Raw genomic sequence first — 14,860 nt, 5'->3', positions numbered from 1 at the left:
GCGTCAAACGAACAGGACCGGACCATGAGCGCAGCGTTTCTCTCTCACATCGACAACGAGCTTCAGGGCCTGAAATCGGCCGGACTCTACAAGTCCGAGCGGGTCATCTCCTCGATGCAGTCGGCCGAGATCGAGGTTGCCGGCCAGAAGGTGCTGAATTTCTGCGCCAACAACTATCTGGGCCTCGCCGACAGCCCCGAATTGCGCGAGGCGGCGAAGCAGGCGCTCGACCGCTACGGCTACGGCATGGCCTCGGTTCGCTTCATCTGCGGCACCCAAGAGGAGCACAAGGCGCTGGAAGCCACAATCTCCTCTTTCCTCGGCATGGACGACACCATCCTCTACGGCTCCTGCTTCGACGCCAATGGCGGCCTATTCGAGACGCTGCTCGGCGAGGAGGACGCCGTCATCTCGGACGCGCTGAACCACGCCTCGATCATCGATGGCGTCAGGCTCTCCAAGGCCAAGCGCTTCCGCTATGCCAACAACGACATGGCCGATCTCGAAGCGCGGCTGAAGGAGGCGAAGGACTGCCGTTTCCGGCTGATCGCCACCGACGGAGTCTTCTCGATGGACGGCATCATCGCCAACCTGCAAGGGGTGTGCGATCTCGCCGAGAAATACGATGCGATGGTGATGGTCGACGACAGCCATGCGGTCGGCTTCGTCGGCAAGAACGGCCGTGGCTCGGCGGAGCATTGCGGCGTCGAGGGCAGGGTGGATGTCATCACCGGCACGCTCGGCAAGGCACTGGGCGGCGCTTCCGGTGGCTATACGTCGGGGAAGAAACAGGTGGTCGACTGGCTGCGCCAGCGCTCGCGACCCTATCTCTTCTCCAACACGCTGATGCCGGCGATCGCCGGTGCCTCGCTGAAAGTGTTCGAGCTGATCCGCAATGGCGGCGCGCTGCGCGAGCGCCTATATGCCAATGCGGAGCGTTTCCGCTCTCAAATGGGTAAGCTGGGCTTTACGCTTGCCGGTGCAGATCATCCGATCATCCCGGTGATGCTGGGCGACGCGGCGCTGGCGCAGGAGATGGCGCAGCGCATGCTGAAGCGCGGCATCTATGTCATCGGCTTTTCCTTCCCGGTGGTGCCGAAGGGCCAGGCGCGCATCCGCACGCAGATGTCGGCGGCCCATTCCAGCGCCGATATCGATCGCGCGGTCGAGGCATTCGGCGCGATCGGCAAGGAACTGGGCGTGATTTCCTGAACGGCCGACATCGAAAAGCTGCTCCGGATCAAGAGATTCGAGGAACAAAAGAATGTCCAACATGATGAAGGCGCTGGTGAAGGCCAAGGCCGAGCCGGGCATCTGGATGGAAGAGGTGCCGGTGCCGGAGATCGGCCCCAACGATGTGCTGATCAAGGTCAAGAAGACCGCGATCTGCGGCACCGACGTCCACATCTACAACTGGGACCAGTGGGCGCAGAAGACCGTGCCCGTGCCGATGGTGACGGGGCATGAATTCGTCGGCACGGTCGCGGATTTCGGCGCCGCGGTCACCGAATACAAGGTCGGCCAGCGCGTCTCGGGCGAGGGCCATATCGTCTGCGGCCACTGCCGCAACTGCCGCGCTGGGCGAGGGCATCTCTGTCGCAACACGCTCGGCGTCGGCGTCAACCGTCCGGGCGCCTTCGGCGAATACATGGCGATCCCGCAGCACAATGTCGTGCCGATCCCCGACGACGTGCCGGACGAGATCGCCGCCATCTTCGATCCATTAGGCAACGCCGTCCACACGGCATTGTCCTTCGATCTGGTCGGCGAGGACGTGCTGGTCACCGGCGCGGGGCCGATCGGCATCATGGGCGCGCTGGTGGCGCAATGCGTCGGCGCGCGAAAGGTGGTGATCACCGACATCAACCCGGTCCGCCTGGACCTGGCGCGCAAGCTCGGCGTCCAGCATGTCGTCGACGCCTCGAAGGAGAAGCTGCGCGACGTGATGCCTTCGATCGGCATGACAGAGGGCTTCGACGTCGGGCTGGAGATGTCGGGCGCAGCACCCGCCTTCCGCGACATGATCGACACCATGAACAATGGCGGCAAGATCGCCATCCTCGGCATCGCGCCGACCGGCTTCGAGATCGACTGGAACAAGGTGATCTTCAAGATGCTGCATCTGAAGGGCATTTACGGCCGCGAGATGTTCGAGACCTGGTACAAGATGATCGCCCTGGTGCAGGGCCCGCTCGATGTTTCGGGGCTGATCACCCATCGCATCGGCATCGACGATTTCCAGATTGGATTCGATGCGATGCGGAGCGGCAGTTCGGGTAAGGTGGTGATGGATTGGTAGGCCGGTTATCCTTCCGTCACCTGAATCCGGACTGGAACGCAGAACCCAACGCTCCCGATGTAAAGCTGACTGTCGAGGGCAATACGGTTCAGCTTACCTTTCTGTTGAACTCGTGGGCCTACGACGCCCGCAAAGCAGAGACGGGGACGCTTCGTTTCATCGGTTGCAGTCGTTGGCGATGGGACTCCACGAACGATCACGCCTGGTTCGCAGGCAGGGGCCTTTACAGCAAGCAGGCTCCCAAATGGGGTGAGTTCTACGAGGTGATCGGCGATAGTCGGCCAATCGGTGAGGACGACTGGGAAGTTCTGTCGCCCGATGGACCTAAGTCGCTGCAGTTCTTGTTTTATTTTCGAGATGACACGATTGAAGTTGTAGCCGAAGACTGGTCGCTTGCTCGACAAATGCCAGGCGCTGGCTAGACTTCTTGTTCAGTACTTGGCCCAGGCTCCACCCAATCGACCCTCCAACGCAGCAACGCCCTTGACGATTGCAGCGCGCTCCTCCGCGCTAAGCCTCGCCAGCAACTCCCGTTCAAACGCGTTGGCCAGTGACACCATCTCCCGATAGGCCGCGAGCCCAGCCCTGGTCAGCGCAAGATGCTCTATACGGCGGTCGTTCCTGTCCGGATTGCGCGTCAGCCAGCGCCGTCGCTCGAGCTCGGCCACCGCCCGCGACACCTTGGTCTTGTGCATCGCCGACTGCTCGCCGAGCTCCGTCGCCGTCATCGTGCCGCGCTGGCCGAGGCCCGACAGCGTGCGCCATTCCGGCCGCGTCAGGCCGTGGCGCTCCTTGTAGATCTTCGAAAATTCGCGGCTCACCGTGTCGGCCAGCCGGTAGAGGCGGTACGGCAGGAATCTTTCGAGTTCTAGGATTTCCGGTTCCATCAGGACCACCATCGGGGCAGCGTTCGCCGTTGATAGTTACATTTTCAATGGTTACAAATGAAACAAATTTGGTCAACATTGCCGGCAAGCCAAGCTTCGTGAGGCCTGGATACCGGGATCATGGAGGATCGGATGGCCTTTTCCTACATGCCGGGTTTCGGCAACGATTTCGAGACCGAGACGCTGCCCGGCTCGCTGCCACAGGGACGCAACTCGCCGCAGCGACCGGCCTATGGCCTCTATGCCGAGCAACTGTCGGGCTCGCCCTTCACCGCGCCGCGCGGCACCAATGAGCGCTCCTGGCTCTACCGCATCCGCCCGAGCGTAAAACACACTGGCCGCTTCAAGGGGGCCAACTATCCCTTGTGGAAGACTGGACCAAACATCGGCGACCATGAACTCGCGCTCGGCCAATACCGCTGGAACCCGATGCCGATGCCCAGCGAGCCGACCGACTTCATTTCCGGCATGCGTACCATGACCACGGCCGGCGACGCGGTCGGCCAGTCCGGCATGGCGGCGCATGTCTATATCGCCAACCGCTCGATGGTCGACGACCATTTCTTCAACGCAGATGGCGAATTGTTGATCGTGCCCCAGGTCGGCGCGCTGCGCTTCGTCACCGAGATGGGCGTCATCGAACTCCGGCCCGGCGAGATCGCGGTGCTGCCGCGCGGCCTGGTCTTCAAGGTCGAGTTGGCCGACAAGGAGGCGCGCGGCTATGTCTGCGAGAACTACGGCGCCAAGTTCACCATGCCAGACCGCGGCCCGATCGGCGCCAACTGCCTGGCCAACCCGCGCGATTTCAAGACGCCCTGCGCCTGGTTCGAGGAGAAGGAGACGCCCTGCCGGCTGATCGTCAAATGGTGCGGCACTTTCCACGTCACCGAGCTCGGCCATTCGCCGCTCGATGTCGTCGCGTGGCACGGGAACTACGCGCCCTATAAATATGATCTGGCGACGTTTTCGCCGGTCGGCGCCATTCTGTTCGATCATCCGGATCCGTCGATCTTCACGGTGCTGACGGCGCCGAGCGGCGAGGAAGGCACGGCCAATGTCGACTTCGTCATCTTCCCGCCGCGCTGGCTGGTGGCGGAAAACACCTTCCGTCCGCCATGGTACCACCGCAACATCATGAGCGAGTTCATGGGCCTGATCCACGGCCAGTACGACGCCAAGGAGGAAGGTTTTGTTCCCGGCGGCATCAGCTTGCACAACCAGATGCTGGCCCACGGACCCGACGCGTCCGGTTTCGAGAAGGCGACGAATGCCGACCTGAAGCCGGTCAAGCTCGACAACACCATGACCTTCATGTTCGAGACCCGCTTTCCGCAGATGCTGACGCGCTACGCCGCCGAGCTCGACACACTGCAGGAGAACTACATCGACTGCTGGGCCGACCTGAAGAAGCGTTTCAACGGCACGCCCGAGGGCGACTGGTCCTGATCGGGCTGCCATTAGCGGGAAAACTCGAGCAGGTGGCTTGACGATCGCTCGCAACGGCCTTGTTGTGGATCAGCGGCACAAGACCGCGCGAGGAGAGGAAACCGCATGAAGCTTGCCACATTGAAGAACGGGACGCGCGACGGAAAGCTGGTCGTGGTCTCGCGCGATCTGACGCGGTTCACCGATGCCTCCTTCCTGGTGCCGACGCTGCAGGCGGCGCTTGACGACTGGCGGCGGATTTCGCCGCATCTGGCGGCCATGGCGGAATCGCTTGAGACCAATGCCGTTCCCTCGGCGCGCTTCCACGAGCATGACGCCCATTCGCCTTTGCCGCGCGCCTATCAATGGGCGGACGGCTCGGCCTATGTGAACCATGTCGAGCTGGTGCGGAAGGCGCGGGGCGCCGAGATGCCGGCGAGTTTCTGGACCGATCCACTGATCTACCAGGGCGGCTCGGACTCCTTCATCGCGCCGCGCGATCCGATCAGGATGGCGGACGAAACCTTCGGCATCGACATGGAGGCGGAAGTCGCCGTCATCGTCGACGACGTGCCGATGGGCGCCGGTCTGGACGAGGCGAGGGGAGCGATCCGCCTCGTCATGCTGGTCAACGACGTGACGCTGCGCGCCGTCACCGGACCGGAACTCGCAAAAGGGTTCGGCTTCTTCCAGTCGAAACCGTCTTCCGCCTTCTCGCCTGTCGCGGTGACGCCGGACGAGCTGGGCGACGCCTGGGACGGCGGCAAGGTCAACCTCGCGCTGCTCGTCGACCTCAACGGCAAGCCGTTCGGACGGGCAAATGCCGGCGTCGACATGACCTTCGATTTTCCGGCGCTGATCGTGCACGCCGCGAAGACACGGCCGCTCGCCGCCGGCACCATCATCGGCTCCGGCACCGTCTCCAACAAGCTCGACGGCGGCCCGGGCAAGCCGGTGGCGGCAGGCGGCGCCGGCTATTCCTGCATAGCCGAGCTGCGTATGATCGAAACCATCGAAAGCGGCGAGCCGAAGACGCCTTTCCTGCGTTTCGGCGACACGGTGCGCATCGAGATGAAGGACAAGGCCGGCCACTCGATCTTCGGCGCGATCGAGCAGAAGGTCGAGAAATACGCCAAATAAGCGCGGGCTGGGGGAGGAGGCCGAAACGGTGACGCTGCTCGAGCACCTGCGTCGCATGGCGCGCAACAATCTATGGTCGAACGACCCATCTACCGTGCCGTGCTGGCGCTTCAGCCCGGCGAGCTCGAGGCCGGGCGCACCAGCTTCTTTCCCTCGATCAGGGAAACGCTCAACCACATTCTCGCGGTCGACCATCTCTATCTCGATTTCCTGACGGACGGCGGCCGGGGCGCCGTGGCCTACGACGACTTCGTGCCCTTCGACGATGCGGCAAGCCTGGCGGCGGCGCAGGCCGATTTCGACCGCAGGCTCATCGCCTTCTGCGATGGCCTGACGGACGCCGATCTCGACCGTCGTGTCATCACCGATAGGCGCGAGGACGGCATGATCCCCGAGCGGATCGGCGACATTCTCGCCCATGTCTTCCTGCATGACATCCATCACCGCGGCCAGGTGCATGCCATGCTCTCCGGCACCTCGGTTAAGCCACCGCAGCTGGATGAATTCCTGCTCGACTACGACATCAAGCTCAGGAAGGCGGAGGTTGAGAGGCTGAACCTGGGAAGCTAGGCAAGCGTTACATCGTAGCGCGCAAAATGCGGGTCCGATGTCAGGATGGTCAGGTTTTCCATCTGCGCTTGTGCAATCAGCAACCGGTCGAACGGATCGCCATGGTGATGCGGCAGGTCGCCGACCGCATGCGCGTGCTGGAAGGTGACGGTGAGCGGTTGAAATCGCATTCTTGGAAGTAGCGCCGGTAGGTCGTCGGGAGCTTCAAGCTTTCCAATCGAACGCTTGATGGCAATTTCCCAAACACTTGCTGCGCTCGCGAACACCACTGCGTCCGATGCTAGGATGGCGCGGTGATGCTCGCTGAGACGTCGATCGTCCGAAATAGACCAAAGGATCATATGAGTGTCGGCGAGAAACGGGCCGACCGTCATTTCACGTACTCGTCCCATTCGGGGCCGAGTTCGTCAAAGTCGTCCGCAATCCAGATCTTACCCTTCAAGGCGCCGATACGCGGTAGGGGTTCCGCCGCCGCAGGCGGTACGATTCGCGCGGCCACCTTGCCGTGGCGCGTGAGCACAATCTCCTCACCGGCTTCCGCACGGCTTACAAGTTCCGACAATTTGGCCTTGGCCTCGGCGATGGAAACATTCATGGGCTCGATCCTTTATGACCATAATTTAGGTCATAATTGGTCGCGCCGCAAGATATCCGTATCAGGTCGGCTACGCCGCCTTGCCGCCTAGCTTGATCACGCCGCGCTTGATCTGGTCCTGCTCGATCGACTCGAACAGGGCGCGGAAGTTGCCCTCGCCAAAGCCTTCGTCGCCTTTCCTCTGGATGAACTCGAAGAAGATCGGGCCGATGACCGTCTTGGAGAATATCTGCAGCAGGATCTTGGTCGTGCCGCCGTCGACGACGCCTTCGCCGTCGATGAGGATGCCGTGCTTCTTCATCCGCTCGATCGGCTCGTCATGGCCGTTTACCCGGTCGTGCGACATCTCGTAATAGGTGTCGGGCGGGCCGGGCATGAATTTCAGCCCGTTGGCGGCAAGCTTGTCGGTGGCATCGTAGATCGCGTCGGTGCCGACGGCGATGTGCTGGATGCCCTCGCCATTGTACTTCTTCAGGTATTCGGCGATCTGGCTGGTCTCGTCCTTGGACTCGTTCAGCGGAATGCGGATCTTCCCGCAGGGCGAGGTGATGGCGCGGCTGACCAGTCCGGTGATCTTGCCGTCGATGTCGAAGAAATGGATCTGCTTGAAGCCGAACAGGTCGCGATAGAAATCCCACCACTTGTCCATGTTGCCGCGATAGACGTTGTGGGTGAGGTGGTCGAGATAATAGAAGCCGACGCCTTCGGGCTTCGGATTGCGTTCGCCCAGCCATTCGAACTCGGCGTCATAGGCCGAGCCCTTCTCGCCATAGGCCTCGATGAAATAGAGGAGCGAGCCGCCGATGCCGACGATGGCCGGCACGTCGAGCGCCTTGTCGGTGCCCTCATAGGGCGTCGCGCCCTTCGATACCGCATGGTCGAAAGCGTGCTTTGCGTCGACCACCCGCCACGCCATCGAGGCGGCGCAGGGGCCGTGCTTGTCGACGAACTTCATCGCATGCGAGCCGGGCTCGGCATTGACGACATAGTTGATGTCGCCCTGCCGCCAGACTGTGATGTCCTTGCTGCGGTGCTTCGCCACCGCGACATAACCCATGCGGGTGAAAAGCTCGGCGAGCTTCGCCGGCTCAGAATGCGCGAACTCGACGAATTCGAAACCGTCGGTGCCGGCGGGGTTTGCCTTGCTGATTTTTGCAGGTGGGGCGTCGTGCGGGAAGGGGCCCATGGCAATCCTCCGAAAGCTGTTCTGGCCGTACTTGACCATGTTTATCCCATCATAGTCCCAGCCGGCCGCACGGTGCTTGCATTCAAACGCTTGAAATGATCAATTTATGCGCAGAACGTGCGCATTTGGAGGAAAATCCGTGGACGATGAGCGCATCGATCAATTCGACCGCAAGATACTGGCGCTCCTGCAGGGCGACGGGCGGCTCACCAACAACGATCTGTCGGAGCGGGTGAATCTCTCTGCCTCGCAGTGCTCGCGCCGCCGCCAGCGGCTGGAGGAGGACGGCTATATCCGAGGCTACCGCGCCGTGCTCGACCGCGACCGTCTGGGCTTTTCGCTGGTCAACGTCATCTCGGTGACCTTGGCCACCCACAACCGCGACAATGCCCGCCGCTTCGGCGAACTGGTGGCGCGCCTGCCCGAGGTGCAGGAGGCGCACGCGCTGACCGGCGAGATGGATTATATCCTGAAGGTGGTGACGCCCGATCTCAAATCCCTGTCGGAATTCGTCAACGGCGTGCTCCTGCCGCATGAATCGGTACAGCATGTGAAGACCGCGATCGTGCTGGAAACGCTGAAGGAGACGGGTGCGCTGCCGATCTAGTAGCGTCAGGTTTTCTTTCATACGCTGGCGGGACAGCGCCCCCCTCTGTCCTGCCGGACATCTCCCCCACGAGGGGGGAGATCGGACGTCACGCCGGCTTTCGCCAACCTCAGGCGTTGCAAGATCGAGCGAGGCGCGGAAACTGCCAATCTCCCCACCTGTGGGGGAGATGTCCGGCAGGACAGAGGGGGGCGCGAAGGATCACGGCGGGCGTATTTTGGCTCCGTCACAGCTCAAAGAACAATTCAGCCCTTCTGCTGTTGGATCAGCCCGTAAAGATTGGTGCAGCGCGCGCCGGAGCGGCAATAGGCGAAGACCGGGCCTTCTAGTTCGTCCAGCGCCACGGCCTGGTCCTCGACATTGTCCATGGTGATCTGACCGCTGATGACGGGAATGTAGCGGAAGGCAAGGCCGGCGGCTTCCACCGCCGCCTTGATGCTGTCGGCCGAGGGCTGGCCCGGCTGCTCGTTATCCGGCCGGTTGCAGATCACGCTTCTGAAGCCGGCTTCCTTGATGGCGGCGATGTCCTCGGGTTGGATCTGGCCGGAGACCGAATAGTCGTCGCTGATCTGGCGATATTCCATCGTCTTGTCCTCGCAATCTTCTTTGCCGCAGTCATGCCACTCCGGGGCAAGGGCGGCAATCCGTGGCGGCGGATTTTCTCCGCCAAATAGAGAGTGCGGGCCGGAAAATCCAACCGGGCCGCTTGCGGCCCGGTTGGGCCATGTCAGCTCAACTGCCGAGGATGGCGCCTTTGATCTGCGTGATGTTGTTGTGCATCATGTCGATATAGGTCGAGGCCGGGCCGTCCGGCTGTGACAGCGCGTCCGAATAAAGCGTGCCGCCGACCTTGATGCCGGTCTCGCCGGCGATCTGCTCGATCAGCCGCGGATTGGTGATGTTCTCGATGAAGATCGCCGCCGCCTTGTTCTGCTTCACCTGCTCGACCAACTTGGCGACGTCTGCGGCCGAAGGCTCGGAATCGGTCGAAATGCCTTGCGGCGCCAGGAACGTCAGCCCGTATTCGTGCTCAAAATAGCCGAAGGCGTCGTGCGATGTGATGACCACGCGCTTCGCCGCGGGAATAGACTGGATCGCCGCCTTCACTTCGCCTTCCAGCGCATCGAGCTTCGTGGTGTAGGCGGCGGCATTGGCCTTGTAGCTGTCGCAACCTGCGGTGTCCGCCGTGCAAAAAGCATCGGCGATGTTCTTCACATAGATCCTGGCATTGGCGATCGACTGGAAGGCATGCGGGTCGGTGACGGTCTTGCCGGCGCCTTCGGTTGCGTCCGCATCGGCGAATTCCGGCTTGAAATCGATCGGCGTTACCCCCTTGGTCAGCGTCACGATCTCGGCCTTAGTGGCGCTGGCATCGACCAGGCGCTGCAGGAAACCCTCGAAATGCAGGCCGTTGACCAGAACCACATCGGCCTTCGCCATCGACACCGCGTCGGCCGGGCTCGGCTCATAGACATGCGCGTCGCCGTCCGGCCCGACGATGGTGGTGATGTCCACGCGATCGCCGCCGACATTTTTGGCGAAGTCGGCAATGACCGTGAAGCTCGCCACCACCTTGAGCGGCGCCGCGAAGGCCGATGAGGTTGCGAAGGCGCTTAATGCTATAACACTCATCGCCAGGGCGGCACGAAAAGATTTCAGCATTGGGAAGGTCTCCTTGGTTGGGGTCAGGCGGTCCGGTGGCGGTGATGCACGATGCGGGCGCGCAATGCGCCGCGCGAGCCGAACACGATCGAAAAGAAATAGACGACGCCGGCCGAAAGGATGATCGCCGGGCCGGATGGCAGCGACGCATGATAGGACAGAAGCAGTCCGGCGATGCAGGAGGCGAAGCCGATCAGCACCGCCAGCACGCACATGGGTTCCACGCGCACCGTCCAGAAGCGGGCAGCGGCCGCCGGCAGCATCATCAATCCGACCGAGAGCAGAGTGCCTAGCGCCTGGAAGCCGCCGACGAGATTGAGCACGACGAGGCCGAGAAAGATGAAGTGCACCGGGCTGCCCATGCGGCTCACCGAGCGCAGGAACAGCGGGTCGAGGCATTCGGCGACCAGCGCGCGCCAGAAGATCGCAAGGCTGGCGAGCGTCACCACCACGATGCCGCCGATCAGCGTCAGCGCCTCGTTGTTGAGCGCCAGCACGGTGCCGAAGAGTACATGCATCAGATCGACGCTGGAGCCGCGGATCGACACCATCAGCACGCCTACCGCAAGCGAGATGAGATAGAAGGCCGCCATCGAAGCGTCCTCGCGCTGGATGGTGAAGCGCGAGACCGCGCCCGCGCCGAGCGCCACGATGATGCCGGCGATCAGTCCGCCGATAGTCATCGGCAGGATTTCGAGCCCATAGAGCAGGAAGCCGGCGGCAGCGCCGGGCAGAATCGCATGCGCCATCGCGTCGCCCGACAGGCTCATGCGCCGCAGCATCAGGAAGACGCCGACAGGGCAGGCGCCGAGCGACAGCATCAGCGAGCCGAACAGCGCCCGCTGCATGAAGGCGAAATCGGCGAAGGGCGCGATGAACAGGCCGTAGAGGAAGTCCATCACGCAGCCCTCGGTCCGGAGCCATGATCATGCGTGCGCGCGTGATCATGATGGTCGTGATCATGCCCATGGTCATGGCCGTGATCGTGCTCGCTCGGCTCGCACCAAGGCGCATTCTCTTCCCAAGCCTCGTGGAAGCGCCGCGCCTTGAGCAGGTTTTCCGGCCGCAGCGTCTCTTTTGTGTCGCCCCAGGCAACGGGCTGGCGGGCGAGCAACAGCGTTTCCGGGAAATTCTGCCGGACGAGATCGAGGTCGTGGACGACGACCATGATCGTGCGCTCCTCGCCATGCCAGCGTTTTATCAACTGGATGAGGTCGCCGACGGTCTTGGCGTCGACCGCATTGAACGGCTCGTCGAGCAGGATCAGGTCGGCGTCTTGCAGGAGCACGCGGGCAAACAGCGTGCGCTGCAGCTGGCCGCCGGAGAGCGTGTCGATCGGGCGCGTCTCGAAACCGCCGAGGCCGACCGCCATCAGCGCCTTGCCGACCGACTCGCGATCCTCCCTGGTGTAGCGGCCGAGCATGCCGCGCTTCGGCCAGAGACCCAGCGAGACAAGGTCGACGACGCGCGCCGGAAAACTGCGGTCGAGCTCCGACTGCTGCGGCAGATAGGCGGTGCGCACGCCGGGCGCGCGGACAACCGCGCCCTCCATCGGCTTCAGCACGCCGACGATGCCCTTCATCAGCGTCGACTTGCCCGAGCCGTTGGCGCCGACCACGGCGGTCAGCGAGCCCTTTTCGACGATGCCATCGAGGTGATGAATGGCAGGGTGGCTGCCATAGCCGAGCGTCAGGTCGCGGAAGGTCAGGCAGGCATTTGTCATCAGACGTTCCGGGCGGTCCCCTAAATCGAGTGCACCGTCGATATGTGATGTTATTACATTAGTCAACACGGCAGACCGGCGGAATTGTGTCTCGGCCGGTCAACTCGGCGTGTCCGTGACGAGGCCCGGGTCGGAAATTGGCTCAATTGGTTTCGCGTCCGGTGGCCTTGCCCGGAGCCGGCACGGACTCTAAAGAAGCACGACTCCCATAATGAAGGAACCTCCCATGAGCATTCGTCGCATCGATGTCGGCCCGCGCATGAGCCAGATCGTCATCCATGGCAACACCGTCTATCTGGCCGGCCAGGTTGGCGAACCCGGCGGCAACGTCGCCTCGCAGACTCGCGACATCCTGAACACGATCGACGAATTGCTGGCCAAGGCCGGCACCGACAAGACCAAGATCGTCCAGGCGATCATCTGGCTGGCCGACATGGGCACCTTCGCCGAGATGAATTCCGAGTGGGACAAGTGGGTGCCGAAGGGCCACACGCCGGCCCGCGCCACCGGCGAAGCCAAGCTCGCCGGCCCGGAGTATCTGGTCGAGATTATCGTTACGGCTGCGCTGTAAGGGCGCGGCGCCGGAACTGCCAATCTCCCCCCAAGGGGGGAGATCACTCATCCCTGCGACGGGGTGAACCTCGCCACCAGCGTGTGGCTTTCCGCCGGATAGATGAAGCGCACATGGGTGACCGGGTGCTCGGCGCTCCAGGTACGGCGCTCGACCAACAGGCAGGGCGCGCCGGGGTCGATGTCGAGCGCGTCGGCGATAGTGTCATCAGCCGCCATGGCGCGGATGCGGTGCTCGGCCTCGCTCCACGGCACGCGGCCGATCAGCCAGGGGCCTGGCGCGATTTCAAGAAACGCTTCCTCGCTGGCCCCGGCCACGGCTGAAAGATTGATCAGGCGCTGCTCGAGCGCGAACGGCCGCTCGCCGGCGAAATGCAGGCCTTCCAGCGCAAGCACCGGACCCGGGGCGGAAAGCCCGAGCAGCGACCGGTCCTCGGCGCTGCTGCGCCGCTTCAGGCGTTCCAGCCGCTCATAGCGATAGGGCAGGCCGAGCGCCTCGACCTCGATCCTGATGTCGTGCAGTTCCAGCACCGCCGCCTGCGACTGCGGCTGGCGCACGAAACTGCCTGACCGGCGGCGGCGCTCGATCAGTCCGGCTTTGGCGAGCTGCGACAGTGCCTTGTTCACCGTCATGCGCGAACAATTATATTGCGCCGTCAGTTCGTGCTCGAAGGGGATGCGATGACCGGGCGCCCAGGCACCTGAGAGGATCTTCTCCCGAATGTCCGACAGGATGCGTTGATGCAGCGAGATGCTCTCGCCACCTTCCACGTCATCTGTTTCAACCAGGCTCATCGGGCTTTTCCTGCTCAGCCTTGCGAAAGCGCGGTCATCACGTCGCGGAACCGCTTGGCAACCGCCTCGCGCTTCGCATGCCTGCCGCCACTGACATGCTTTTTGCCATGCACCCAGACGCAATCGACCTTGCTGCCATTGGCGAAGATCCAGGCGTCGAGGATCGCATCGCCGGACTTGCCGGCAAGCGAAGGATGATTGCCGTCGAGCGAGACGAGGTCGGCGGGACAGCCGGCGGCAATCCGCAACGGACCGGCGCCGAGCGCGACGCCGCCGCCATCAAGCGCGGCGTCGAAAAGCGCGCGCCCCGTGGAGCCGCCGGCGCGCGCCAGCACGTTGCGGGCACGGTGGGTAATGCGCTGAGAGTATTCGAGCTGCCTGAGCTCATCCGGCAGGCCAATCAGCACGTTGGAATCGGAGCCGACGCCGAAGCGGCCGCCATGCTCGATGAACAGCGGCGCGGCAAAGGTGCCGTCGCCAAGATTGGCTTCGGTGATCGGGCAGAGGCCGGCGATCGCGCCGCTATTGGCCATGGCGATCGTCTCGGGCTCGGTCATGTGCGTGGCGTGGATCAGGCACCAGCGCTCATCCACATGGGCATGGCCGAGCAGGAACTCGACCGGCCGCGCGCCCGACCAGGCGACGCAATCCTCGACCTCCTTCACCTGCTCGGCGACATGGATGTGGATCGGGCCGTCCGGCGCCATCGCCGCGACCGCGTTGAGCTCGTCCGGCGTCGCCGCGCGCAGGCTGTGCGGCGCGACGCCGACGACAGGCTGTTCCAGCTTCGATACGCTCTCGCGGCTTTTCTCAAGCAAACGCCCGAACCGCTCGACATCATTGATGAATCGCCGCTGGCCTTCGTCCGGCGCCGCGCCGCCGAAGGCGGAGTGTGCGTAAAAGACCGGCAGCAGCGTCAGCCCGATGCCGGTCTCGGCAGCCGCCGCCGCGATGCGCTCCGCCATCTCGGCGATGTTGGCGTAAGGCTTCCCGTCGCGGTCGTGATGCAGATAGTGGAACTCGCCGACGCGCGAGAAGCCGGCCTCCAGCATCTCGACATAGAGCTGTGCGGCGACCGCCTCGACCTGGTCCGGCGTCATCGACAGCGCGAAACGGTACATCACCTCGCGCCAGCTCCAGAAACTGTCGGCCGAAGGACCGCGCAACTCGGCCAGCCCCGCCATGCCGCGCTGGAAGGCGTGGCTGTGGAGGTTGGGCATGCCCGACAGGAGAATGGCATGGCGCTCGTCTCCGGTCTGCGCGGAGGCGCCGGTCTCGACCGTTGCGATGCGGCCGCCGTCCACAGCGATCCTCACATTGCCTCGCCAGCCCTCGGGCAGCAGCGCCTGTACCGCAAAGATCGCCGTCACGTCCAAACTCCCGAATCTGAATGCCCGAGCG

Annotated in this window: 17 protein-coding genes and 1 pseudogene; 8 read left to right on the top strand and 10 right to left on the bottom strand. The window is 63.3% G+C overall.

Annotated features, from left to right (window positions below; genetic code table 11):
• Nucleotides 1-24: 24 nt before the first annotated feature.
• Genes AU465_RS13215 through AU465_RS13205 form a run of 3 tightly spaced genes read left to right on the top strand, consistent with a single transcriptional unit; the run spans nt 25 to nt 2,721 of the window.
• Nucleotides 25-1,212 carry a glycine C-acetyltransferase gene (locus tag AU465_RS13215; RefSeq protein ID WP_192247736.1) on the top strand — a complete coding sequence of 396 codons (1,188 nt, stop codon included), beginning with the start codon at nt 25-27 and terminating at the stop codon, nt 1,210-1,212.
• 52 nt (nt 1,213-1,264) lie between these two features.
• Entirely contained in the window at nt 1,265-2,299 is a 1,035-nt protein-coding gene (tdh, locus tag AU465_RS13210; RefSeq protein ID WP_192247733.1) for an L-threonine 3-dehydrogenase, read from the top strand.
• A complete protein-coding gene (locus AU465_RS13205; RefSeq protein WP_246506062.1) occupies nt 2,293-2,721 on the top strand; it encodes a hypothetical protein in 429 nt (142 codons plus the stop codon). The genes tdh and AU465_RS13205 overlap by 7 nt, the downstream gene beginning before the upstream one ends.
• A gap of 9 nt (nt 2,722-2,730) precedes the next feature.
• On the opposite strand, the gene AU465_RS13200 is transcribed toward AU465_RS13205, so the two are convergent.
• Nucleotides 2,731-3,186, bottom strand: coding sequence for a MarR family winged helix-turn-helix transcriptional regulator (locus AU465_RS13200; protein WP_192247729.1), 456 nt, complete (start codon nt 3,184-3,186; stop codon nt 2,731-2,733).
• A 132-nt stretch (nt 3,187-3,318) separates the two neighbouring features.
• Here AU465_RS13200 and hmgA point away from each other — a divergent pair, with 132 nt between their 5' ends.
• The 3 genes and pseudogenes from hmgA (at nt 3,319) to AU465_RS13185 (ending at nt 6,321) form a co-directional block, all read left to right on the top strand.
• The gene (gene hmgA / locus AU465_RS13195) at nt 3,319-4,632 is read left to right on the top strand and encodes a homogentisate 1,2-dioxygenase (protein ID WP_192247726.1); all 1,314 of its coding nucleotides are present in this window, start codon (nt 3,319-3,321) and stop codon (nt 4,630-4,632) included.
• 105 nt (nt 4,633-4,737) lie between these two features.
• On the top strand, nt 4,738-5,751 hold the full coding sequence (locus AU465_RS13190) for a fumarylacetoacetate hydrolase family protein (RefSeq protein ID WP_192247723.1): 1,014 nt from the start codon (nt 4,738-4,740) through the stop codon (nt 5,749-5,751).
• Nucleotides 5,752-5,779: 28 nt separating this feature from the next.
• Nucleotides 5,780-6,321: pseudogene (locus AU465_RS13185) on the top strand (DinB family protein).
• Here the strand turns inward: AU465_RS13185 and AU465_RS13180 are convergent.
• The 3 genes from AU465_RS13180 to hppD form a co-directional block, all read right to left on the bottom strand.
• Nucleotides 6,318-6,695, bottom strand: coding sequence for a type II toxin-antitoxin system VapC family toxin (locus AU465_RS13180; RefSeq protein ID WP_192247720.1), 378 nt, complete (start codon nt 6,693-6,695; stop codon nt 6,318-6,320). The pseudogene AU465_RS13185 and the gene AU465_RS13180 overlap by 4 nt on opposite strands.
• Complete coding sequence (locus AU465_RS13175; RefSeq protein ID WP_023813589.1) at nt 6,692-6,916, bottom strand: type II toxin-antitoxin system Phd/YefM family antitoxin; 225 nt, start codon at nt 6,914-6,916, stop codon at nt 6,692-6,694. Before AU465_RS13175 ends, AU465_RS13180 begins: the two co-directional genes overlap by 4 nt.
• Before the next feature lie 70 nt (nt 6,917-6,986).
• Nucleotides 6,987-8,102: a 4-hydroxyphenylpyruvate dioxygenase gene (hppD, locus tag AU465_RS13170; RefSeq protein WP_192247717.1), complete on the bottom strand. Its 1,116-nt coding sequence runs from the start codon at nt 8,100-8,102 to the stop codon at nt 6,987-6,989.
• A 139-nt stretch (nt 8,103-8,241) separates the two neighbouring features.
• Here hppD and AU465_RS13165 point away from each other — a divergent pair, with 139 nt between their 5' ends.
• Nucleotides 8,242-8,709 carry an Lrp/AsnC family transcriptional regulator gene (locus tag AU465_RS13165; RefSeq protein ID WP_192247714.1) on the top strand — a complete coding sequence of 156 codons (468 nt, stop codon included), beginning with the start codon at nt 8,242-8,244 and terminating at the stop codon, nt 8,707-8,709.
• 245 nt (nt 8,710-8,954) lie between these two features.
• On the opposite strand, the gene AU465_RS13160 is transcribed toward AU465_RS13165, so the two are convergent.
• The 4 genes from AU465_RS13160 to aztA form a co-directional block, all read right to left on the bottom strand.
• Nucleotides 8,955-9,293 (bottom strand): protein tyrosine phosphatase family protein, encoded by a 339-nt coding sequence (locus tag AU465_RS13160; RefSeq protein WP_192247711.1) that lies wholly within the window; start codon nt 9,291-9,293, stop codon nt 8,955-8,957.
• A 148-nt stretch (nt 9,294-9,441) separates the two neighbouring features.
• Nucleotides 9,442-10,371, bottom strand: a complete 930-nt coding sequence (aztC, locus tag AU465_RS13155; RefSeq protein WP_192247708.1) for a zinc ABC transporter substrate-binding protein AztC — start codon at nt 10,369-10,371, stop codon at nt 9,442-9,444.
• Nucleotides 10,372-10,394: 23 nt separating this feature from the next.
• The gene (gene aztB / locus AU465_RS13150; protein ID WP_192247705.1) at nt 10,395-11,270 is read right to left on the bottom strand and encodes a zinc ABC transporter permease AztB; all 876 of its coding nucleotides are present in this window, start codon (nt 11,268-11,270) and stop codon (nt 10,395-10,397) included.
• Nucleotides 11,270-12,094 (bottom strand): zinc ABC transporter ATP-binding protein AztA, encoded by an 825-nt coding sequence (gene aztA / locus AU465_RS13145; protein ID WP_192247702.1) that lies wholly within the window; start codon nt 12,092-12,094, stop codon nt 11,270-11,272. The genes aztB and aztA overlap by 1 nt, the downstream gene beginning before the upstream one ends.
• Nucleotides 12,095-12,320: 226 nt before the next feature.
• Between aztA and AU465_RS13140 the strand changes: the two genes are divergently transcribed.
• A complete protein-coding gene (locus AU465_RS13140; RefSeq protein ID WP_192247699.1) occupies nt 12,321-12,665 on the top strand; it encodes a RidA family protein in 345 nt (114 codons plus the stop codon).
• 47 nt (nt 12,666-12,712) lie between these two features.
• On the opposite strand, the gene hutC is transcribed toward AU465_RS13140, so the two are convergent.
• Together hutC and AU465_RS13130 are read right to left on the bottom strand one after the other, a co-directional pair.
• Nucleotides 12,713-13,459 carry a histidine utilization transcriptional repressor HutC gene (gene hutC, locus AU465_RS13135; RefSeq protein ID WP_192247696.1) on the bottom strand — a complete coding sequence of 249 codons (747 nt, stop codon included), beginning with the start codon at nt 13,457-13,459 and terminating at the stop codon, nt 12,713-12,715.
• 14 nt (nt 13,460-13,473) lie between these two features.
• Nucleotides 13,474-14,829: a formimidoylglutamate deiminase gene (locus AU465_RS13130; RefSeq protein WP_192247694.1), complete on the bottom strand. Its 1,356-nt coding sequence runs from the start codon at nt 14,827-14,829 to the stop codon at nt 13,474-13,476.
• Nucleotides 14,830-14,860: the final 31 nt, after the last annotated feature.

The organism is Mesorhizobium silamurunense (genome assembly GCF_014843905.1).
Classification (GTDB): Bacteria; Pseudomonadota; Alphaproteobacteria; order Rhizobiales; family Rhizobiaceae; genus Mesorhizobium; species Mesorhizobium silamurunense.
Note: the sequence above shows the minus strand (reverse complement) of the source record. Positions and strands in the feature narration are given on the sequence as shown.